This is a genomic window from Cypionkella sp. PAMC25878 (assembly GCF_058135695.1).
Window position 1 is genome coordinate 4,462,112 of sequence record NZ_CM176871.1, and the last position, 19,454, is coordinate 4,481,565.

General features: G+C 61.6%; 24 protein-coding genes. All 24 read right to left on the minus strand.

Features of this window, described 5'->3' with window-relative positions:
- Positions 1-65: 65 nt before the first annotated feature.
- Positions 66-881, minus strand: a complete 816-nt coding sequence (locus ACS5RD_RS22145; RefSeq protein ID WP_489929160.1) for a DNA adenine methylase — start codon at positions 879-881, stop codon at positions 66-68.
- Positions 878-1,288: a Com family DNA-binding transcriptional regulator gene (locus ACS5RD_RS22150; RefSeq protein WP_489929161.1), complete on the minus strand. Its 411-nt coding sequence runs from the start codon at positions 1,286-1,288 to the stop codon at positions 878-880. Before ACS5RD_RS22150 ends, ACS5RD_RS22145 begins: the two co-directional genes overlap by 4 nt.
- Complete coding sequence (locus ACS5RD_RS22155) at positions 1,209-1,514, minus strand: hypothetical protein (RefSeq protein WP_489929162.1); 306 nt, start codon at positions 1,512-1,514, stop codon at positions 1,209-1,211. The genes ACS5RD_RS22150 and ACS5RD_RS22155 overlap by 80 nt, the downstream gene beginning before the upstream one ends.
- Positions 1,504-1,821 (minus strand): hypothetical protein, encoded by a 318-nt coding sequence (locus tag ACS5RD_RS22160; RefSeq protein ID WP_489929163.1) that lies wholly within the window; start codon positions 1,819-1,821, stop codon positions 1,504-1,506. Before ACS5RD_RS22160 ends, ACS5RD_RS22155 begins: the two co-directional genes overlap by 11 nt.
- Before the next feature lie 10 nt (positions 1,822-1,831).
- The gene (locus ACS5RD_RS22165) at positions 1,832-2,920 is read right to left on the minus strand and encodes a pyocin knob domain-containing protein (RefSeq protein WP_489929164.1); all 1,089 of its coding nucleotides are present in this window, start codon (positions 2,918-2,920) and stop codon (positions 1,832-1,834) included.
- Positions 2,921-2,933: 13 nt separating this feature from the next.
- The gene (locus ACS5RD_RS22170; protein WP_489929165.1) at positions 2,934-5,777 is read right to left on the minus strand and encodes a host specificity factor TipJ family phage tail protein; all 2,844 of its coding nucleotides are present in this window, start codon (positions 5,775-5,777) and stop codon (positions 2,934-2,936) included.
- On the minus strand, positions 5,774-6,154 hold the full coding sequence (locus tag ACS5RD_RS22175) for a hypothetical protein (RefSeq protein ID WP_489929166.1): 381 nt from the start codon (positions 6,152-6,154) through the stop codon (positions 5,774-5,776). The genes ACS5RD_RS22170 and ACS5RD_RS22175 overlap by 4 nt, the downstream gene beginning before the upstream one ends.
- Positions 6,151-6,678, minus strand: a complete 528-nt coding sequence (locus tag ACS5RD_RS22180; RefSeq protein WP_489929167.1) for a DUF1833 family protein — start codon at positions 6,676-6,678, stop codon at positions 6,151-6,153. The genes ACS5RD_RS22175 and ACS5RD_RS22180 overlap by 4 nt, the downstream gene beginning before the upstream one ends.
- Positions 6,678-7,577, minus strand: a complete 900-nt coding sequence (locus ACS5RD_RS22185) for a phage head spike fiber domain-containing protein (protein ID WP_489929168.1) — start codon at positions 7,575-7,577, stop codon at positions 6,678-6,680. The genes ACS5RD_RS22180 and ACS5RD_RS22185 overlap by 1 nt, the downstream gene beginning before the upstream one ends.
- Before the next feature lie 2 nt (positions 7,578-7,579).
- Complete coding sequence (locus ACS5RD_RS22190; protein WP_489929169.1) at positions 7,580-9,802, minus strand: phage tail tape measure protein; 2,223 nt, start codon at positions 9,800-9,802, stop codon at positions 7,580-7,582.
- A gap of 12 nt (positions 9,803-9,814) precedes the next feature.
- Entirely contained in the window at positions 9,815-9,988 is a 174-nt protein-coding gene (locus tag ACS5RD_RS22195) for a hypothetical protein (protein WP_489929170.1), read from the minus strand.
- A 20-nt stretch (positions 9,989-10,008) separates the two neighbouring features.
- Positions 10,009-10,461: a DUF6631 family protein gene (locus ACS5RD_RS22200; RefSeq protein ID WP_489929171.1), complete on the minus strand. Its 453-nt coding sequence runs from the start codon at positions 10,459-10,461 to the stop codon at positions 10,009-10,011.
- A gap of 5 nt (positions 10,462-10,466) precedes the next feature.
- Entirely contained in the window at positions 10,467-11,432 is a 966-nt protein-coding gene (locus tag ACS5RD_RS22205; protein ID WP_489929172.1) for a hypothetical protein, read from the minus strand.
- A complete protein-coding gene (locus ACS5RD_RS22210; protein WP_489929173.1) occupies positions 11,432-11,620 on the minus strand; it encodes a hypothetical protein in 189 nt (62 codons plus the stop codon). The genes ACS5RD_RS22205 and ACS5RD_RS22210 overlap by 1 nt, the downstream gene beginning before the upstream one ends.
- The gene (locus tag ACS5RD_RS22215) at positions 11,617-12,057 is read right to left on the minus strand and encodes a phage tail terminator protein (protein ID WP_489929174.1); all 441 of its coding nucleotides are present in this window, start codon (positions 12,055-12,057) and stop codon (positions 11,617-11,619) included. The genes ACS5RD_RS22210 and ACS5RD_RS22215 overlap by 4 nt, the downstream gene beginning before the upstream one ends.
- The gene (locus ACS5RD_RS22220; RefSeq protein ID WP_489929175.1) at positions 12,057-12,485 is read right to left on the minus strand and encodes a gp436 family protein; all 429 of its coding nucleotides are present in this window, start codon (positions 12,483-12,485) and stop codon (positions 12,057-12,059) included. Before ACS5RD_RS22220 ends, ACS5RD_RS22215 begins: the two co-directional genes overlap by 1 nt.
- 72 nt (positions 12,486-12,557) lie before the next feature.
- Positions 12,558-12,836, minus strand: a complete 279-nt coding sequence (locus ACS5RD_RS22225; protein WP_489929176.1) for a hypothetical protein — start codon at positions 12,834-12,836, stop codon at positions 12,558-12,560.
- 175 nt (positions 12,837-13,011) lie between these two features.
- Entirely contained in the window at positions 13,012-13,440 is a 429-nt protein-coding gene (locus ACS5RD_RS22230; protein ID WP_489929177.1) for a hypothetical protein, read from the minus strand.
- 68 nt (positions 13,441-13,508) lie between these two features.
- Entirely contained in the window at positions 13,509-14,402 is an 894-nt protein-coding gene (locus tag ACS5RD_RS22235) for a Mu-like prophage major head subunit gpT family protein (RefSeq protein WP_489929178.1), read from the minus strand.
- A 10-nt stretch (positions 14,403-14,412) separates the two neighbouring features.
- Positions 14,413-14,841 carry a hypothetical protein gene (locus ACS5RD_RS22240; RefSeq protein ID WP_489929179.1) on the minus strand — a complete coding sequence of 143 codons (429 nt, stop codon included), beginning with the start codon at positions 14,839-14,841 and terminating at the stop codon, positions 14,413-14,415.
- The gene (locus ACS5RD_RS22245; protein WP_489929180.1) at positions 14,841-15,923 is read right to left on the minus strand and encodes a phage protease; all 1,083 of its coding nucleotides are present in this window, start codon (positions 15,921-15,923) and stop codon (positions 14,841-14,843) included. The genes ACS5RD_RS22240 and ACS5RD_RS22245 overlap by 1 nt, the downstream gene beginning before the upstream one ends.
- Positions 15,924-16,024: 101 nt before the next feature.
- Positions 16,025-16,558, minus strand: a complete 534-nt coding sequence (locus ACS5RD_RS22250) for a phage virion morphogenesis protein (RefSeq protein WP_489929181.1) — start codon at positions 16,556-16,558, stop codon at positions 16,025-16,027.
- 118 nt (positions 16,559-16,676) lie between these two features.
- Positions 16,677-17,828 (minus strand): phage head morphogenesis protein, encoded by a 1,152-nt coding sequence (locus ACS5RD_RS22255; RefSeq protein ID WP_489929182.1) that lies wholly within the window; start codon positions 17,826-17,828, stop codon positions 16,677-16,679.
- On the minus strand, positions 17,825-19,453 hold the full coding sequence (locus ACS5RD_RS22260) for a DUF935 domain-containing protein (protein WP_489929183.1): 1,629 nt from the start codon (positions 19,451-19,453) through the stop codon (positions 17,825-17,827). Before ACS5RD_RS22260 ends, ACS5RD_RS22255 begins: the two co-directional genes overlap by 4 nt.
- Position 19,454: the final 1 nt, after the last annotated feature.

Here is a 19,454-nt window from a genome sequence, read left to right on the forward strand (position 1 = left end):
GAAGTCCCAACCTATTTCACACGTCATCGCCCGAACTATGAAAACCAAAGTTCGGGCTGTCGAGTTCATAATTCATAGTTCGAGATCAGCACCTCTGCCCGCTCCGGGGCCGCGCCTTTCGCCGAGATCGTATAGGTGGTTTTCACCTCGCGGAATCGGAAGGCTTTGAAGGTTTCGCGCACGCCTTCAACGTCGTTTAAAGACAGGATGAAACGCCCCTTTAAACCCGCCAAAACCGTTGCCAGTTCCTCGAATCGCTCGCGGCTGAAGAGCTGCTTTCCATAGTCGCCTTCGCAGCCCCAATAGGGCGGATCGAGGTAGAACAACGTCTCCGGCCGATCGACGCGGCGGATGAAATCGGCGAAGTCCAAACAGGTCACCGTCACCCCGGAGAGGCGGCTGTGCAGGGCTTCGAGATCAGGCTCCAGCGTGGTCAGGTTGAACCGGCTGGATCGCTCCACCGCCAGCCCGAAGTTCTTGCCCGAGACCTTGCCGCCAAAGGCCAGTTTCTGCAGATAAAGGAAGCGCGCTGCGCGCTGCAAATCGGTCAGGGTTTCAGGGTCCACATCGACCAGGCGGTTGAAGTTTGCCTGCGTGGTGATCTGGAATCGCAGCATGTCGAGGAACGCCACGTAGTGCTCCTGGAGCACCCGGAACAGGTTGTAGACGTCACGGCCGCGATCGTTGATAAACTCTGCCTGCGGACATCGTGTCCGCCGCAAAAAGATGCCGCCCATGCCGACAAAAGGCTCGGCATAGCTGCGGTGCTGTGTGTCGTTGTCGATCAGCGCGCAGATGCGTTTTGCAAGGTTGCGCTTGCCGCCGAGCCACGGTGCAACCGGGCGGACGGGCGTGATCGGCGAGAGGGTCTGTGGTTTCAAGTTTTGGCTCCGAGAGGGTCTGGCGCGGAGGAGCGCTCTGGGTTCGGGCTCGGGGGCCTCAAGTGATTGAACGCCCGACAGCGCGGGCATTTCACGGAAAGGGCACCAATCAGCGCCCCTGCCTGCATTTTAAATAGCAACCGCGCACAGCTGCTGCAACGAATCTCTTGATCCGGCATGTAGTTTAGACCCACGTTCGCCGCGCCTCTCGAGGGGTGGAGCGGCCATAAATCTTGACTGGTCGGCGGGGGATGTCTTAGCGGATTTGTCCCCGTGCTGGAGGGTGTTGACGCACCCCCCGGCCTCCTTAAAAGGAGGCCAGTTTGGTCAGACGGCCACGGCCATTGCCGCTTCAAACAGGGCGTCCATCTGCTCGGGCGTGAAGCCCAACAGCCATGCCATCTCATCAATGGTCTGCGAGCTGCGCCGCCATTCGCGGGCGTTCTGGATCGCTTCGCGCATCGCCCAAGGTGTTGCGGGATTGGCGGCGGTGGCATCGAGGGCGGCGCAGATTTGCGGGCCAGCCGTCAGGCGGCCTTGCAGCGGGCTGCAAACCATCATTTCACGCCGGGCTGAGAGTTCGGCGGCCTGCGCGACCTCGGCCGGGATCGCCTTGCTGAAATCAATGTTCATCGCTGGCCTCGATCTCATAGGGTGGCAGGTCAATCGCGCCGTTCACGTTTACCTGCAGCGGTGTTGGAAACAGGGTTTCATGCGGGGCATTGGCCCCATGCGGCAGAAATACCGGGATGATCAGTGCGCCATCCTGCCGGGTGATATCCCCGGCAAGCCAGTCGCTTTGCACGGCCGAGGCGGGCAGCACCGCGCCCTCTTGCAGCGGGCTAAAATCGAAGTTCTGGCCGTTGATCGTCAGGATGTCGCCGTTGCGGGCAAGGCTGAGCCGAGCATCGCGGCGTTGCGGAGAGAGAATGATCTGCATGGTTTGCTCCTTAGAACCAGCGCCCGACGGCGCTGAGCATGGTGGAATCAGCGCGCCGGGCATCGGTCTTGTCGCGCACCGAGAAGCTGCCACTGGTGGTACCGGGGGCAGCATCTGACATCACCGCCGCCGAGACCGTCGACACGGCTTGGCCCGACAACACCGGCGCTGCGATGAAGGCAGCGGGAAAAGTCCAGGTGGTGGCCGCAGCGCTGGAGGCCGTCATGGTGCGGGTGCAAATCAGGGTGCCATCCGCGAACTTGACGTATTCGCCATTGGCGTTGGTGCCGCGCTCAATCACTGCACCGGTCGGCACGCCCGCCGTCTGTGACACCGTGCCCAGAACGTTATCGGTATGAAACACTTTGACCCAAGCGGCCCAGGTGGAGGAGGCGCGCCGCCGCACATAGAACTGCAGCGGAGTTACAGAGACACGCGCAGCAATCTGAATCGCTGAGTTCGTTGCTTGATGCGGGATGTGCAGCACGCTCCACAGATTTGTTACGGCAATCGGTGAGCCTGTTGCTGTCGTGGCGTTTTTGTAAAAGCCCGCGACCGAGATCGCATCATAATCGGTGACGTCGACAGCGTTGGAGCCGCCCCACCCAAATGACCCCAAAGCCATCAAGCGCCCTGCCGTCGCATCAGAAATACTCTGCGTCACATCGCCGCCGCCGATGCCGTACCAAACGCTGCCGGTGCAAATGATCTGCATAGACTGACCGGGGCCAACCAACAGTGTCGCGGCACCGTTGATAAGCTCGGCCCCTGACGGATCTATAGTGACAGTGCCGGTGCCAGAATTGCGGATGGCGAAGGAAAATCCTGCCCCTGCTGTGGCGACGGCGGGAAGGCCAAGTGTCCATGTGTTGGTCGCATTGATCAGCTTGCCACGATCGCTCAAGACCACCGTATAGGCGGCGGTTTTATCGACCGCATTCGAGAGCAGCGCGCCCATCGTCGCCAGCGCCGTGGCGGTAGTGCCATCCGCGCCGAGCAAGCCAGACAGAAAGTCCCGCAGGTTGCTGAGCGCGGCTTTCATCTGGCCTTCGGTCGTGGTCGAGGCGGTAAAATCAGAGGTAGGGGGCAGTGCGGTCATAGGATGTGCTCCATCAGCTGCTCCACATCAGGTTGGCATCGGCCGTCCAGAAGGATGTGGCATCGGTGTTCCAGAAATTCGGGATCAGACTGCCCAAGGCGGCGTAAAGCCACGGGCCTGCCGTCAGCCCCACGGCACGTAGCCGGATCAGGGTTTGGGCGGCATAAAGCAGGGTGATGACCTGATTGGTGGCGCTGGTATCCACCACCCGCGTCCAGCTGACATCAGGGTCCAAGGGATTGATGCCCTGTGCCATCTCCAGCTGATAGATGTCTGCGCCCGCTGCCGCGCGCCATGCCAGCACCGCACGGGTGGCATCATCCGGCATCCGGCGAGCCAGCAGGCCTGAGACGACAGGCCGGGTGATCACGGTCGGCAACACGCTGGTGCGGATCGGGGCTGCGGTGACGCCGGTGTCCGCGCTGTGGACCGATGGGTCTTCGGTAACGGCTTCAATCACCACTTCATAAAGTCCGCGCGGCTTGGTGCTGGTGACCTTGGCCAGCGTCCGCCAGCTCTCTGCCTTTCCGAACACAACATGGGTGCGCTCGCGATCGGACCCGGTATAGGGCGTCACATCCGGGGTTTGGGCCAATACAACCACCTCGGCGCTTGGCCCCGGCGTGACCTGCCACGGCCCGCTCAACGCCCCTGCCGCCGTGCGCAAGCCGACATAATAGCTGCCCGCGCCAAAGCTGACCGGCTCGGACAGCGTCAAAGCCCTTGTGGCTGCGTCCCAAGCACGGGCCTCGGCTTGCACGCCCCAGCCCGGCATATCGTGTTGGATCGCAATCAGATCACCCAGCGAGGGAATGAAGCCCTCCATTTCGGTGGCAAACTGCACAACGCGGCGGCGGTATTTGTTCGCAGCCGCATGATACAGGCCATCGCGGTAGGCCTGCGCGCGCTGGGTGACGCCAAACATCTCCATCTTCACCGGCCGGGCGCGGGTGCTGCCCGCAAGCTGTGCCGACACCCGGCGCGGGGCCCATTTGGTTTCATCAAAATAGGCGACGTCGATTGCGTCGGCGGTGGCCTCCGAGGTCAGCAGATAGTCGATCGAGAACGAGCCGCGCTTGATGTTGCGCATCGAATAGAGCGCCACCGGCAGGCTGGCAGCACCGTCGCGGACAATGCGCAGCTTGCCACCCTGCATGAACAACCGCGCGCGGCCCGCTAGGGCGATCTTGGAGACCGCCTCCCACCAGGTGGCTGCATTCTCAAAGCGGCCGTCGAACTTATCGCCGCGCGCCGCCCAGACAGCATCCAGCGCCAGCAAGGCCGCCAGATCGATCCGCGCATCCGGCAGGCTTGCGCCGTAATCAGTGCTGCGCGCCGCATCCGCGATGGCCCAGGCGATCGAGCGGCTGGCGACCGGCGCGGACCAGCTCACACCGTTCCAGACCGGGATCTTGCGGGTGCACAGCACCGCAATGCGCCGACTGGCCTGCGCCGACAGGTTGTTGGTGGCCCGCATCCGCATCGCAAGCAGTGTCACCGGGCCATGGTCGCGGGTTTCGGCCAGATACGACCGCAGCCCGCCAAATGACACTTGATGGCCAACGTTGGCAGCCGTTGACTTGGTATCGGCACGCCATGCTTGAACGCGGTAGCGTCCGGCTGGCACCGAATATCGGAAGGAACGCCCCTGTGGTGTCACAGTACGATCGGTGATCGCCATTGACTCCAGCACGATCCATGCGGCGATCGGGAGACCATTGTCATCGACCTTGCGCGCGCGAACGGTCAAAGACACCGAGTTGTTGACCAGATCGCCACCGCCAGTTGTCGCATAAAGCCCAAGCGGAAAGATCAGGTCGATCCCGATACTGTAGGCAAGCGTGCCGGCATCCGATGCCACGAAACCTTCAAAGCCACCAACGACGGTTCTGATGTCAACGGAGCCTGAGGTCGTTAGAGCTGCCGCTGCAACCACGGTGTAGGTATTGGCCCCCGTCACAGAAGCAATTTGATAGACGTCACCTACGGCCGTGCCGGTGTTGATCACCAACCGGACCGCCTGACCCACGGCGCGAAGATGGGCAGTTTCGGTGACGGTGATCACCGTGCCAGACTGGCTGTAGGTGCCAGTCTTTGATCCGGTAAGCTCCTGCCCGGAGACCTCGACACTGGTGACGACATTGGTCGGCATCAAGCTGACCTGACCATGTGGCTGGATCACTTCATAGGTGATTTCCGGGAAGGCCGAAATCGGCGTATCTTCAATGCGGATCTGTTCGATATCGAACTCGCCAACGCCCAAGCACAGCAACTGATAGAGATATTGCTCGTTGCCGACATATTCGATGTAGGGCTGTGCTGCAAAATCTGGCCAGCACAAAAGACGCCCGTATTGCGCAGGGATAGCGGCCTCGATCCGTGCCGAGTTGCCCTGCGCGCCGATGGAATAGGTCGGCGACGGGGTCTGCTGTGCCGCCTGCTTTGGCATTGGCAGCAACGCGTTGATCACGGCTTGGCCCACCAGCGTGATGCCAAGAGCTGCGACCCGGCCGAGCATGGTCAGCCCACCCGCTGCGGTGACAAACGCCCCGCCGAGCAAACCTGCCGCATAGGGCGCAAACACCGTCAGCGCGATGCTGAGCAGCATCCGCAACGGATTACTGCCGCCCTGCCCGCCGCCGCCGCGCGGCAAGGTGCAAAACACCAGCTGATCGCCATGCCGCAGCCGCCGCCGCCATTCCGCCCGCAGGACCGGGCGACCATTCAGCATCGCAATCACCGGCGCGTTGCCGCAAGGTGCGAGCTGGCGCAACCGCTTGGGGCGGCGCACCTGTTCGATCATCCGGCTGCCCAGCGGATCAAACGGGTTCGAGACGGTCAGACAAAGCGCCCTCATGCGCCCACCCGCCGATAGACGCCCACAACGCGGTACCCGAGATCAGCCAGCCGCTCCACGGGGGTGAAAATCGCGCCTGCGCTCTCAACGCAGTGCAGCACGCCGCCCTCGGTCAACCAGATCCCGACATGGCAAGGCTCTGCCCCCTTGGCCATCAGCACGCCGTCGCCCTCACCCACCGCATCGACCTCGCGCCACGACAGCCGCGCGTCGCCACGCAAGGCTCTGCGCGTCGCACGCGGATCGGCGCCATCGATCTCCACCAGCGGCACCGTCCAGCCAAACCGCTCTTGCCAGACCCGCGCGCAGAAATGCCAGCAGGTGAAACTGCGGCTCCACGGCATGCCGATATACTGGGCTGCCCAATGCGCGTTCATGGTTGCAACCCCGGAAACGTCTCAAGGTCATAGTCGAGCTTCGGAAACCGCAGGTTCAAAAGATCAGGAAAACCCGCCGTCGCGCGCAGCCGATAGGGCGTTGCATTGACCGTGATCAGCGTCATTTCCAAGGGCGGGGTGTTTTCTGGGCCCACGGTCAGCGCATCTGACAGGTAGGTGCGATAAATCACCGTGATCGGCGTGGCGCTGACCGCCGCCAAATCAATCTGTGCTACGATCTCAGAGCCGACATTGTCGATCTCGATCACGCATTGCGGCAGGCCGGTCGCGGTCTGATCAGGCGGCACCACATCGAACGCATAGGCCACAAAGGTCACAATCGCGCCGGGATCGCGCGCAGCCCCAGCCTCGATGCGCGCATCTATCGCCACACGGTCACGCACAACCCGAATAGGCAGCGAGAATGCCGCGTGCCAAAGCTCCAGCGTATGATAGATCACCTGCCCGATCGGGGCCGAGGCATAGGCTTCCTGAATTGCGGCTGAGAGGGCGGGATCAGACATCAGCGCACCTCCATTGTCGCGGTAACTTGCCAGTTCAGGTTCGCGGTGGCCGAGGCTTTGAACGGACCCTTAAAGCGGGCTTCAACGACTTTGAAACCACCACCAACCGCGATCGGCACCTGCACCCAAGCCGTGCTGGCCGCAGCTCCCAACGCCTTGCCCGCCGCATCGGTGCGCAGGTGCAGATCATACCCGGTCGCCAAGCGTGCCCCGAGTTCGCAAAGATTGATCGCGGCCACACCTGCGCCTGCATAGTTTGCAGCTTGCGTGTCATCGAGCAGATTGATCCGCATCACCGCAGGGCTGACACCCACCCCGCTTGCTGCGGTAATCGTCGCGCGCCACCATCCCGCGCCACGGTCCTCGATCTGTCGGCTGATCAACCCGGATTGGCCACCAAACACACCGTTCAAAAGATCAATGTTGCTGTAGCACGGCGTTCCAGACAGATCGATAAAGCCCAGCCGGGCCCAGCGGCGGGCGCTGTATTGCAGGCTGGCGCGGCACAAAATGACATTGCCGGAAGTCACCGTCGCCCCCAAGCCGCGATCTGCGTAATGCTGGGCGGTGCTGCCGTCTTCGGTCAGCCGGTCTGCCAATTCTGTATCCGGCGTGGCCACCATATCGGCGGTAACACTGGCCCCCGAGGCCGTCCACGCGGCAAGGCTTTCGCTGTCACCGGCCAAGCTATAGGCCGCATCATCCCACCAGGCGCGGAAGGCCGCCATCTCGGTATCGGTGAACACCCACGCCATCTCGACCGTATCATTGCGCGCAAAGCTCAGACGGCGCACACGTGCGGTGCCGACCTCCATATCCGAGCGGATCGCAGGATCGACCGGCGATAGCCCGAAACCCGGCTGCGAGGGGGTGGGCAGGACATCAGGCCAGCGGCGCATGCTCAACTCCCCACACGGGTAAGGCCATAGTTGGACCCCATTACGTCGCTCATCGGCCCGACACCGCGTGACATATTGCCCGCAATCGCGCCCTCAACCTGTTCGATCAACACATCCACAATCCGCGTGCTGCCGTCGCTGTGTTCGCTCGACGAGGCCTTGGTGCCCGCAGGGGTGCTGATATTGACGACAACACTGCCGCCGCCGCTGCCCGAGGCATGCACCCCGAGTTTACCGTCAGCCCCTCGGCTGAGCGGCAAGATCGCCTCTTCCCCGGCTTCGCCCATCAGCCCGATGCCTTTGGCGAAGGGAAAGATCGTCGGGCGGTCTACCACGGTGCCCGAATAAGCCGAAATGCCCGCCCCGCTGTAAATACCGCCCACCGCGTTTGGCGTGACGGCAGGCGCAAACGACGGCACGATGGCCCCGATCAGCTGGTTCAGAAGCGGCGTGACGATGCTGTCACTGAACCGCTTGGCCGCGATTTCTGCAAGCTGCTGGATCACGAAGCTTTTGAAATCCGCCATCGCGGCCTTGCCGCCCTTGGTCCCGGCCAGAAAGCTGGCAAAGCCCTTCTCAAAATTCGACGAGAGCTTATCGGCCAAATCCGAACCCGCCTGGTCGAGATCGCCGATCAGCCCTTTGACCTCAGCCCGCCATTTGGCAACCGCATTGGCGGCTTTGGGGCCTGCGGCATCCGCGACTTTATCCAGTTTCGGGATCAGCTCGGCGATGCTGTTGGCGGCTTGATCCTTGGCCGAAGCAATAGCTTTGGTGCCCTCGGCCATGCTCATCAGCCCAAGGCTGACCTTCTCATGGATTGCCGCGATCTTGGCTTCCAGCGTTGCCAGCGTTTTTTCTGCGGCGTCGGTCAGCGCAGTGAAGCTGTCGGGGTCGATCGCCGCCGCGCCGCCACCGGCAGCAGCACCGCCAGCCCCGGCTGTCTTTTTGGGTCGGATGGGGCGGTGAAAAGTGCCACCGCTCGCTTGGATATCGCCGTTTGCAAGGGCATCGAGTCCACCCGGAATGTGCTTGACCGCAGCCCCAGCCGCCAGATCTGATGCGGCCGCAGCCTTTGCCGCCGCAGCGTCCCAGAGCGTTGCCGCCAATGTTGAGGCATCTCCGATCGCACCCGACAGCCAGCCTGATCCGGGAGCGGATGAAGCGAGTGCCATCATTGCCGAATATGCACCCTCAATCGCGGTACCAACCTGAGTTGCCGCATCAACGATTGAAAAGGTGCCAGCTTCCAACTCACGCGTTAATGCAACTTGATCAGCTACAAGCCCTAGGGCCGTTGATATTTGAGTAATCAGTTCCTGCTCGGCTTCAGAAACGCTGCCATCAGCCATCGCCAAAGCATTAACGGTTTCCAACATTTGGGTCAGCGTGGAAAGCTGTGTATCCAGATCGCCTTTTGAGTTTGCCAGCGCAGTCTGTTGATCGACAAATGCCGCTGTCAGCTCGCGCGCACTGGCCATTGCCTCCCTGCCAGCAGCAGTGAAGGCCATGAAGATATTCGCATCAAAAAATGCAGCTACGCCAGATCTTGCATCCCCACCTCCGCCCGAACCGAATAGCCCCGCAAGAGACGCGGCCAGACCGTCAATGCTGCGCTGTGCTTCGTCTGCTTTTAGGTTCGCAATGAGGTCAAAGGCGCGTTGAACCGCACCAGACGCTTGCCCGAACTTCTTCGTCAGATCATCTGTGCTAATATTGATATTTTCGACAGCAGTCCTGAATTCTTCAATCTTTCCGGCCGCGAAGTCGATAGCATCTCCGACGCTCAGCGTCTTGTCCCCGAGGTTGCCAAACGCCGACATCAGCAGCGGCAGAGCGATGCCTGCCAATAGGCCCGCCGCCATGCCCACAGTGCCGAACCCCAAGCCAATATCTGGCAACTGGATGGCCAGTGCCTGCACAAAGTTGCCCGTGGCCATGGTCTGCTGACCAACCTGTGACAGCTGCATGCCCATTTGACGCGCGCCGTTCCCGGCCAGAAACGACCCTTTGCCCACCTCAGTCAGCTCGCGCGTCAGTGATGCGACCTGCGGCGTGGCCTCACGCGCGCCAGCCTCAATCGCTGGCCCCAGCTTTGCGCCCTCGACCGAGGCTTCTGCCGCAGCCGTCCCCACCGCCTTCAAGTCGCCCTTCGTCGCCGCCAGTGCAGCCTTGGCCTGATCATTCTTGACCCGCAGTTCCATCGCAGCAATCAGGTCGGTCATCGGATCATTCCTTCAAAGGTAGCGAATATCCCCATCCAGCGGGGCATCGGTGGCGGCGGGTGGCGCGGTACCCCGCGCGGCGAAGATGCGCTTCAGATCATCGGCCCCCGCATTCACCGCGATGTGCACGGCCCAGATCAGGCGCTGTTCATCAGCTTGATCGACCTCGCGGTGTCCGCGCTGCAACGCCGCGATCTGGCCGAGCGTCAGCTCTCCGACACTGGTAAGGCTGTGGCCCCATCGGACAAGTCTTGCGACACCTGCTGACCAACCCAATGCTCCAGCAGCTTGTGCATCCGCGCGCCCATCGCCGCGCGCTGCGGCAACAGGCGTTGGGCGAAAAAATCAATGTTGACCTCAAACACCGCCGCCACCAGTTGCAGCGCCACATCGGCTTCCAGATCGGCCAGCCAATCCTGCTCGACACCCGTGACGATGGCGACGGAGGCCAGTACATCGGCGGTATGATTGGTCAGTGCGCCCAGATAATCCCCCGCGATGATCTGCGGCAGAAATGACTTCGTGGCCTCGGAATAGGGTCCAAGCTGGCGGACCTTGAGCGGATTGATCGCAATGCTGCGCCCATCGATGATCTCGATGCGCGGCGTTGGAAACAAGGCTGCAAGGTCTTCGGCTGGGGTTAGGTCGTGATCTTGCATTTGGTTCACTTCGCAATAATGGTCAGTTCAGGCGTGCCGGTCAGGCCGGGCAGCGCGCGCAGATCGGCTTGGATCATCACGTTGCCCGCATCATCGACAGCTTGCGGATTGGTCCGCTGCACACGAGACGCAAATACGCCAATCTTCCGACCCGCAACCGAGCCGTGGTTGAACCCCACCGAAGTCAGCGTGTTGGCGTTGATATCGGTGCGCCAGATGATCTCATCCGCCGACAACAAATCGACCGTCATCTGGCCCGACACGTTGCGATCGGTAATCTTGATCGACTCGCCGCCGAGCAGCTTGCGGTGCTCCAGCTTGTTGCCGACATCCCACGAAATGCCCTTCGATGCCAAGGCAGTACCGCCGGTGATATTGCCGACTGCCAAGGTCGCACCCAGCCGGATATCACCCGAGGCGGTGTCGGTGACAACTTCAGGTGTCAGGAACGCCGACAGATCTATCGCGGGAATCGCAACCTCGGTCGGGGTGGCATCAAACGCCCAGAATTCAAACTCGGCCGTAGGAATGTCATAGGCCATCAAGTTCAGCTTCACGGTGCCGCGCCCACCACGTGCGACATAGCGCACACCATCGCGGAAGAACCTGAACGTGCCACCTTCAAAGGCTGTGTTCACCGGGCTGTATTCAACCCGGTTGCCCACAGAAATCACCTCGGCAAAACCGCAGGCGCGCAACAGCTTGCCCCAGGCGGGCGGCGTGCCCGCCGCACCGGAGCCCACCAGTTCCACCTCAAAGTTCAACTTGGCGCGCTTGGTGGACGGCAACTGCTCGGAATTGCCCATCCATGGCAACACCAGACTGCGGTCCACATTGTCGGCCTCGATCATGAACTTCGGCGGCTTGGTCAGCAAGATTGCATCCGCCGAGGTGAAACCGGTCTCGGCGGTGCCATAGACAGCCTCATTGCGGAACATGACCGCTGTGCGGCGGGTGTAACGATCAGCCATCAGCGGGCCTCCTCAATCGGGGTTTCAACAGGTGCTTCAACGGCGGCTTCAAGGAGCGTTTGAGCGGGCAGCACCTGTGTCAGCGCGCCCGTCGCATCGTCCACAATCCAACTGCCACCGTGGGGCGCATGAACTTGCGGGGCTACGTCTTGCGGGATGGGTGCCTCGACGGCTTTCGGCGATTTCATGATGGGATGATCCTCAGCTGATCAGCGATGGAAAAAGTAAGCTCGTAGGCAAAGATGCCAGCGGCAGCGCGGGCAAGCGTGCAACGTTGGAACTGCATGACGCCGATGCGGTTGCCCAATTCCCAGCCCACCAAGGCCGCGATGATCTCGTCGATGAAGTCTGACACGCGGTCCAGGATGCGGCTGCCCGAGGCGTCAGCCGCGCGCAGGGTCAACACCACCGAAAACATCCGTTCGATGCCCTGAATATAGGCCCCGGTCTGGACGTTCTGTTTACCGCCACTGATCCCGCTGGGGATCACATGCACGGCGGGCGTTACCTGCGGTGCTACCCCGGTGGCGGTGAGGGCTGCGAATTCGGCAGCACCCGACACACGCCCGCCCAGATCAGACACGCGCGCCTTCAGCCGGTCGATGATCAAATCGACATCAGCCATCAGATGAACCCCGTCATGTTTTCGGCGGTGAAAGGACGCTCGCGGTCGGTCACCTGGACGCCGGATGCGCCCGAGGTTGCAGGCTCGATCCCAGCGGCCGGAATGCGGATGGTGCCGGTGGCAATGTCCTTCAGCATCTTCACCGCCTGCTCGTAATCGGTGCGGGTTTTTGGGTCGGGCTCGCTGATGTGCAGCTTCCAATAGGCGATGCTTTGCGCCAGATCGGCGATCAGCGGCGGGGCCGAGATCAGCGGCAGGCTGTAGCGCCCGGCCAGATAGCCGTCGATCACAGCATCGGCATCCGACAGCGCCCGCGCCACCACGGTCGCATCAATGGTGCCCGTGGCGACCGCCGCGCGATCGGTCAGATTGACCAGCTGCGCCGCACCGTAGCGATCCGTCATCTGCTGTTGGGTGGCGTAGGTCATCGGGGGCTCCGGGAAACGAAAAGGGGCTGGCGCGGGGCGATCTGAAATCGCCCCGGCCAAATCGTGTGGAAACTAGCCCGCGAGCATTTGCACCGCAGGGCGGCCCAGAAAGCCGGGAACGCGCACACCGCCGACTTTGCGGTCGTTCAAGGCGGTCGCGGCCATCTCGATACGGCGGGCGGGTTTCGCCTGCTTTGCGAGGCGCGGGATATAGTCGATGGCCCAGACCGTCACCTCACGCAGGAGCGTGTCGAAACGGGCAACCAGATCACAAACGAGCGCGGCGACCACTGCCCAAGCAGTAAAGGCCAGAGAAAACGCAAACATCGGTAGAGAGACGATACGGCGCATTGAGCATCCTTTGAGGTTGACGGTTAAGCGGTGGCCGTCTCTCCGGCCTGTCTCGGACTCCATGCTCCGTTCAGTTCAAGCCGCGATGAACACGCCTACTCGGATCGGCTAACGGCGAGTGCTCTGCGGCCTCTTTTGCCCATCAGTTTCGCGATTGATCCTTTCGCTTGGGATTTCAGTGCGGCAGGTCGATGATTGCGACCTGCAGCTCGGGATCGGCCTGTAACTCTGCACGCTCCTCGGCGCTCAGATCATCGAACGGGATATCCACTGGATCGGCGGTGAAATGACGCGGCGTGCCATAACCACCGCGCCAGCGCCCCTGCTGCGGACCAATCACGCGGACGAAGATTTGCGGAACAGGCGCTAGATCAGCTTGAACCTTGGCAGCGGCCTCCGCTTCGGCCTGCTGGGCTGCAGCGGCATCGGCGTCCGCTTGGGCCTTGGCAGCAGCATCTGCTTCGGCCTGCTGGGCTGCGGCGGCATCGGCGTCCGCTTGGGCTTTGGCAGCAGCCTCCGCCTCGGCCTGTTGGGCTGCGGCAGCATCGGTGTCCGCTTGAGCCTTGGCAGCAGCATCCGCCGCGTCAACTTTTTCCTTAGCCATCAAAACACTCCTTTCGGGTTATCGAAGGGGGCGGACGCGCCGCCCCCTCTGGAAAAGCCGAAAGCCCCTTAGGCGAGCCACGGCACAACGAGCAGCTCGGCCGTGCCTTTCCATTCGTTGGTGATGCCGCCGGTGCCGTATTCGGAATTCAGCAACTGGCGACCGGCGCTTTCCAGCGCAGGCGGCACAACCAGCAGGTCCGGCACCAAGCCCAGCGGGCGGGCGTAATCGCCCTTCATGCCTGCAATCGCAGCACGCCCGATGGCATAGTTGGCGTTGTTGAGGGTCTGCTTGGAGCCCCAAGCCATCTGCCAGAAACCGTAGCCGACGTTGTAGCGGGCATCGACGCCGTATTTGAACATCCGCTCGTCGAACACGTTGTCGTCGCTCACCTTGTCGCGTGAGACAAACTCGGGGGCTTTGCGCGACTGGAAAAGCAACGGTTTGACCGGCTGTTTGGTGCACATCAGGAACCACGGGGTGCCCGCGCCGCCATCGGTGTTGGCAACGTTGGTCACTGAGCCGTTGGCATCCAGCACCGGGTGAACGGTGTCAAAGAAGTTCTGACCGTCATAGCACTTCGAGGTGAAGCCTGCCTTCAGCGCCGCCCAGGTCAGGATTTCTTCGTTGGCCGATGTTGACATGCCCATCTGACTGAACAGCGGGGCATAGACGCCCAGATTGTCGTCCTCGATGTCGTAGCGATCAACCGAGATGGTCAATTCCCAAGCTTTGTTGAGCAAGGTGTAGGAGGCTTCAGAGATGTTCTGCGCCACCCGCGCGCCAATCCATTCGCGCATAGCGGGCACGTTGGCGAGCCAGCCATAGGTGTTTTGCGCGTTGCTCGACGGCACGATCGTTGCCACGCGGTCCTTCATCAAGGCAGCAAGGGTCAGGCCGGTTTTGAAATCGTTCTGAAAGGTGACGCGCAGGGCGTTCAGGGCGGCGGTGTTGATAATCATGTCAAATCCCTCAATAAGCGCGGTTCAGGGCTTCATCGAAGCGCACCCAGACGCCATTGGCATCCACGTCCTCGATGACGCCAGCAGGCGAGCGGGTGGCGGTGCCGTTGGTTTTGGCGACAGTCTGGTCATCAACGATCCAGCACTTCGCGCCGATATCGGTGACAAGGCACAGATCGCCGGGCTGGTTGGCCAGATAGGCGACACCGGGCCGCCAAGAGACTGACAGCGCACCGTTGGCACCTGCGGTGTTGTCGACGAGCGTCTGGGCCACACCGACCCCAAACGAGCCTACAGCTGTGGTCCCCTTGATCAGGTAACCCGCCGCGTTGCGCATGATAATCGCGCCCTTAAAGATTTTGGTCGCAGCCCCGACCTGACCGACGCGCAAGTCGCCGGATTTCAGGGGGGTGTTGCGGTCAGCGGTCAGCGCAACCATTATTTCGCCTCCTTGGCAGTGCGGTCAGCTGCCATCAGCGCCGCAAATTCGGTGGGAGATTTGCCGGTGGCCTTGGCGACGGCCAGTTCCTCGGCGTTCAGCGCGACTTGGATGCCATCCTTGTTGGGTGGCAGCAGGGTGGCGTGGGAGACCCCGGCCAGCGGCAGACCTTCGACCAGCGCCTTGCAGGTGTCGGGCTGCGACATGTGCAGAGCGATCATGCTCTCGCGATTGGTTGCACTCAGGCCCATGCGCTTTTGCGCGATCTGACCGTCGATATAGGTCTCGGACGCGCCGCGTTTATTGCCGTCGGTCAGCGCCGTGATCTGGGCCGCTTGCACCGAAACCTGCGCCTGCAGTGCGGTCAGGACCTCTTTGCCGCCAACCACCAGCCCGACACCGGCAAGGATAGCTTGGGTATCGCCGTTGGGCACGCCGACCAAGGTGCCGACCTTGGTCATTGCCGCTTGCAATGCGGTGACCTCAGCTTCGCCACCTTTGCCCCCGGTTTTCAATTCAGCGACAGCCGCGAGGACATCGTCCATCGTAGCCCCTTCGGCAAGGCCCAAGGCCTTTGCCAGTTTCGTAAGGTCCATCGGGTTCTCCGAGTTGAGCGCAGTCAGCCCGCGCAGGTTGGAATAATTGACCAGCCCGGCGCGCAGTATGCTGCGCACGGTGCCTGTGGTGTCGTAGGTGATGACAGGCGAGATGCCGCGATAGGCGCGATCAGCCATCAAAGCCTGACCAGCTGCCGTCCAGGCAACGCGCCCCCAAATCCCATCGCTGCGCGCTTCCATGGCGGTGATCCGTCCACGCGCGGGAGATGGCCCTCCTCTGGGAGCCGCAAGGTCCGAGGAATGGTTTTCGTCAATGATCAGACCGCCTTGGTCGCGCGGGTCGGAATGCAGGCTTGCCGCGATGATCGCGGCAGGATCGCTCACTTTATAGGGACCACGCCCATCATGGGTGCGCAGCTCGCCATCTGCGGCAGGCAGCAGATGCACCCATTCCGGCACTTCCCCGCCAGCGGGAAGGTCAACTGAGGCGCATGTGGCGCGCGAAAGGTTGGTTTTTTTGGTCATGCCGCACTATCGCGGCTGGGAAGGTTTCAGAAAATCCGCAACGGTTTGCGGGGGCTATGCGCGGAACCTGATCAAAGCCTAGGCGGGGCATTGGCCTTGCGTCAATCCCCCAAGGCGGTTGCAAAGGCATCAGAGATCAGTTCCAGAATCTCGACCTTGTCGTCGTCGGAAAGCCCAAGGAATGGACGCGCAGGAATATTACCCCAAGGTGAAAGCACGAAGTAATCTTGGCTTTTTGGGCGCTTCTGGGAAGGCTTCGTGCGACCGGCATGTGCGCCAAACTGACCTTGCTCGGCACCAAACTGCTGCACAGCGGCATAGATCATCGGCGAGCCGACTTGCACAAAGTCAGCGCCATGCTGAGCCGCAATCGTCGAGTTCAGCGCGCCGGAAGGTCCAAACAAAGGCCGGGGATCAACCCGGTCTCCGCGCGCCGCATAGGCGGCAAGCGTCACAGGTGACTTTGCGGCCCATTTAGCACCGTCCGGCGATACGCCCTCGCCAAAGCGGCGGATCGTTGAATTGACCAACACTTCGCCGATTTCGCCCATCAGAGGCGTCATATCGGCCAGCCGCGCCGACAGACGGTCCAGTGCGGCGGTGACGGGGGCATCGTTGATTTCAATCGTGATCATTGCTATATCTTTCCTCGACAGGCGCGACACGGTGATATTCTCGCGGCCGTAGCACGATCTTTGGGTCGGAGCGTCATGCAGGGTTTCCGGGAAACCGGGTGCGAGGCCCCGCCGCCTGTCATTCGATAGCTCTTTTCAGAAACTGCCGCAGCAGCCGGGCGCGGGTGCCAAGATCGCCACTAAGACGTCGAAAGCTGGTGACGAACAGCCCGCCGCCTGATTTGGTCGCCTTCAAAATAAGCAAGTGTCCCGTCGCATCGGAGTCCTCGAGGATGTAGATCAAGGTCTGCGGCGTGTCTTGAATGATCTGCGTTGCGCCCGAAATCACTCTCTGGGCTTCGGCATATTCCAAGACCGAGATTTCCGGGTGCTCCAATATTTGCTTTGCCATGCTTTGTGGAGACAGCACCGCGATGGTTTGAAGCGACCCGATCTTGTCAGCATCGCTTTGAGAAATTCTGGCCAATGGGAAATTTCCTACCGGATTCTCAGCCCAGTCGCTGAACACCTGCGAGCGCACCCAATTTTGGATGGTGCTGATCGACAGTTGGGGCGGCAGCGCTTCCAGTTTCGGCACCAAGGACGAAACGGTAGCGGCAACACTCGCGCCCGGCGCATAGGCCCAGCCCTTGCTGATCCCGATCGGTGCGCCGGTCTTAGGATCAAGCTTCGCCCAATCATCTGGAAGTTTCAGATCAGCCTTACCGCCGCGCCGCACAGCGCTCGCCAAGGATCGCGCGCCCGAAACCCGACAGGTGCAGCCCCAGCCGTTTGGTGGGAAATGATCCGCCCAGAACGGATGATCGGGCGGCAGGATCAATCCGTCCCATGCAAGGTGCTGCAGGCGCGGCTCAAGGCTGTTGCCGTGGAAGTAAATCCAGAATGCATAATTGCCTTCCGTCAGCTGGGCGAAACGACCGGCCGCGTAAGACGTCGCCATATTGGTGCGGTAGATCACACGGGTGCGCCATGCTTCACCCTTCTTGGTGCCCTCGCCCGTCCAACCGTGCCAACCGCGCTCTTCAACGATCTTGCGAAAATCGCGACGAAACTCCTCTAGCGTTGTGCCTTGAGAAATCGACTTGTCCACCGCCGCTGCCAGATCAGCCAGCAGGTCAGCCTTCAACGCGCCAGCCACCATGAAGGCGCGGTCATGTTCTGACTGCCAGACATCGTCCCACTTCACCGTGCCTTTCAGTTCAGCCAACCGCAAACGGAAGGCCGCGACCTGATAGGCGAAGGGTTTGCCAAAGGCGGCGCTGATCGTCACTGCGCGTCTTCCTCGACAGCAACGCGCCCGGCCAGATTTGCAGCAACCAGCCCCAGCGCCATCACCTGGGAAAGCTCTGTCGTATCCAGATCAGGAAAGCCCTCGACAAACATCGCGCGCAGCTCGTCCAGCGTCCCAGCCGCACCCATCATCACCTCAATCTTGGCGAGCAGTGCCGCCATCGGTGCCGCCGCCTCGACAACCAATCGGTCGGTCAAACCGCCCTCAGCCGAACCCCCCTGTTTTTTGGCCGTAGAAGGGCCTTGTGCTTGCAGGGCGTGCGTTGGCGCTGAAAGCCCGTCAACCCGTTTAACTTCGTCTAAAACCCGTTTAATTTTTGAATTTGGGTCGTTAGGGTCGGCTGCGGGTGCGCCCGCGCTCGACGGACGCATCAATTTGGCCCCGGCTTTGGGTTCTGGCAGCCCAAACCGCGACAGCAGGGTCGCCTGTTCCACTTCCAGCCCGCGATCAATCAGCGGGCCGATGGCGTCGGCCAGCGCCTTCAGGTCTTCCTGTTCCGGCTGCTCGATCTTCAAGCGCGGATAGACTTTCAACGGGCCGAATTCCAACTGCATCCACGGCTGGATCAGATCGCGGTTCAGGATCGCCGCCAGCGCCTTGGCATCTGCCGTTTCAATGTCCTTCTGAACCGCCCGATGCTCTTTGCCAGAGCCAAGGCCGCCGACGACCGCATCGGTGGTCGCCGTCTGGCCCAGCACCGCCTTGCTGATCTGCTGATCGATCCATTCGGCGCGTTCTTTATAGAGCTGGTGGGCAGCACCGACATTGCCGGATTCGATGAACTCAATCTGCATCGACTCCGGGATAATGGCCGCACAATCGCCCGCGATGTTGGCAACGGCGCGAAACAGCGTCTTCTTGTCATCTTCGGATGCGCCCGCCGCAAATTTGCCCAACCGCACCGGCTGACCATAGGTTTGGCTGAAAATCGCCCAGTCGCGCTGGGTAAACATCTTGAACATCCAGCCCCACGCCGCCACGCGCGTCAGCCCGGAGCGCAGCGTGATGCCCGATTTGGCCGCGATCTTGGCAAAGATGAACTTGCCAAAGTCCAATGGCTGCTCTTGCCCATCCAGCCCCAGCAGCATCGGGGTCTTCAGATCATGGCGCGCAAACCGGAACCAGCGCGGATCACGCTGTTCCAGCTGCATCGGCATCCATTGACCCGAGCTCGTGTCCCAAATGATCTCGGTGAAGGAATAGCCCTTGCCGATGCAGTCGAGGATATTGAAAATCTCGTCGGTCAGCTCGTCACGCTTCAGCCAGTCGCGCACCATTTGCGCACGGGCCTCATCCTCGGGGTCTTCCGAGCCTGCCTCGACCGTGATCGGGATCTGGCTGACAGATCTGCGCCGGGTGCCGAGAACCCCGATGTAATGCGGGTCGCGCTCTTCAATGGTCTCGAACAGCTCCAGCATCTGCACCGGATCACCGGCATCGGCACTGCGCAAGATGCTGGCCAGCCGCACTGGCGTCAGTCCATCGGCAGGATAACCAGAGATCGGGCTGCGCACGCCGCCAACCGTGGCTGCGGCAATCTCGCGGGTCAAAACTTCGCGATTGATCGGCTGGCCGGTGGGGCCGAGCAGGCGGGGTGTGGTCATT

Bases quoted from the DNA above. Each gene is read 5' to 3' on its own strand.
- ACS5RD_RS22180 (WP_489929167.1), bottom strand. From the start codon at position 6,678: ATGTCTGATCCCGCCCTCTCAGCCGCAATTCAGGAAGCCTATGCCTCG.
- ACS5RD_RS22205 (WP_489929172.1), bottom strand. From the start codon at position 11,432: ATGGCTGATCGTTACACCCGCCGCACAGCGGTCATGTTCCGCAATGAG.
- ACS5RD_RS22190 (WP_489929169.1), bottom strand. From the start codon at position 9,802: ATGACCGACCTGATTGCTGCGATGGAACTGCGGGTCAAGAATGATCAG.
- ACS5RD_RS22165 (WP_489929164.1), bottom strand. From the start codon at position 2,920: ATGACCGCACTGCCCCCTACCTCTGATTTTACCGCCTCGACCACGACC.
- ACS5RD_RS22245 (WP_489929180.1), bottom strand. From the start codon at position 15,923: ATGACCAAAAAAACCAACCTTTCGCGCGCCACATGCGCCTCAGTTGAC.
- ACS5RD_RS22260 (WP_489929183.1), bottom strand. From the start codon at position 19,453: ATGACCACACCCCGCCTGCTCGGCCCCACCGGCCAGCCGATCAATCGC.
- ACS5RD_RS22170 (WP_489929165.1), bottom strand. From the start codon at position 5,777: ATGAGGGCGCTTTGTCTGACCGTCTCGAACCCGTTTGATCCGCTGGGC.
- ACS5RD_RS22210 (WP_489929173.1), bottom strand. From the start codon at position 11,620: ATGAAATCGCCGAAAGCCGTCGAGGCACCCATCCCGCAAGACGTAGCC.
- ACS5RD_RS22215 (WP_489929174.1), bottom strand. From the start codon at position 12,057: ATGGCTGATGTCGATTTGATCATCGACCGGCTGAAGGCGCGCGTGTCT.
- ACS5RD_RS22235 (WP_489929178.1), bottom strand. From the start codon at position 14,402: ATGATTATCAACACCGCCGCCCTGAACGCCCTGCGCGTCACCTTTCAG.
- ACS5RD_RS22225 (WP_489929176.1), bottom strand. From the start codon at position 12,836: ATGCGCCGTATCGTCTCTCTACCGATGTTTGCGTTTTCTCTGGCCTTT.
- ACS5RD_RS22160 (WP_489929163.1), bottom strand. From the start codon at position 1,821: ATGCAGATCATTCTCTCTCCGCAACGCCGCGATGCTCGGCTCAGCCTT.
- ACS5RD_RS22230 (WP_489929177.1), bottom strand. From the start codon at position 13,440: ATGGCTAAGGAAAAAGTTGACGCGGCGGATGCTGCTGCCAAGGCTCAA.
- ACS5RD_RS22175 (WP_489929166.1), bottom strand. From the start codon at position 6,154: ATGAACGCGCATTGGGCAGCCCAGTATATCGGCATGCCGTGGAGCCGC.
- ACS5RD_RS22185 (WP_489929168.1), bottom strand. From the start codon at position 7,577: ATGCGCCGCTGGCCTGATGTCCTGCCCACCCCCTCGCAGCCGGGTTTC.
- ACS5RD_RS22200 (WP_489929171.1), bottom strand. From the start codon at position 10,461: ATGCAAGATCACGACCTAACCCCAGCCGAAGACCTTGCAGCCTTGTTT.
- ACS5RD_RS22150 (WP_489929161.1), bottom strand. From the start codon at position 1,288: ATGAGATGGCATGGCTGTTGGGCTTCACGCCCGAGCAGATGGACGCCC.
- ACS5RD_RS22240 (WP_489929179.1), bottom strand. From the start codon at position 14,841: ATGGTTGCGCTGACCGCTGACCGCAACACCCCCCTGAAATCCGGCGAC.
- ACS5RD_RS22220 (WP_489929175.1), bottom strand. From the start codon at position 12,485: ATGACCTACGCCACCCAACAGCAGATGACGGATCGCTACGGTGCGGCG.
- ACS5RD_RS22155 (WP_489929162.1), bottom strand. From the start codon at position 1,514: ATGAACATTGATTTCAGCAAGGCGATCCCGGCCGAGGTCGCGCAGGCC.
- ACS5RD_RS22250 (WP_489929181.1), bottom strand. From the start codon at position 16,558: ATGATCACGATTGAAATCAACGATGCCCCCGTCACCGCCGCACTGGAC.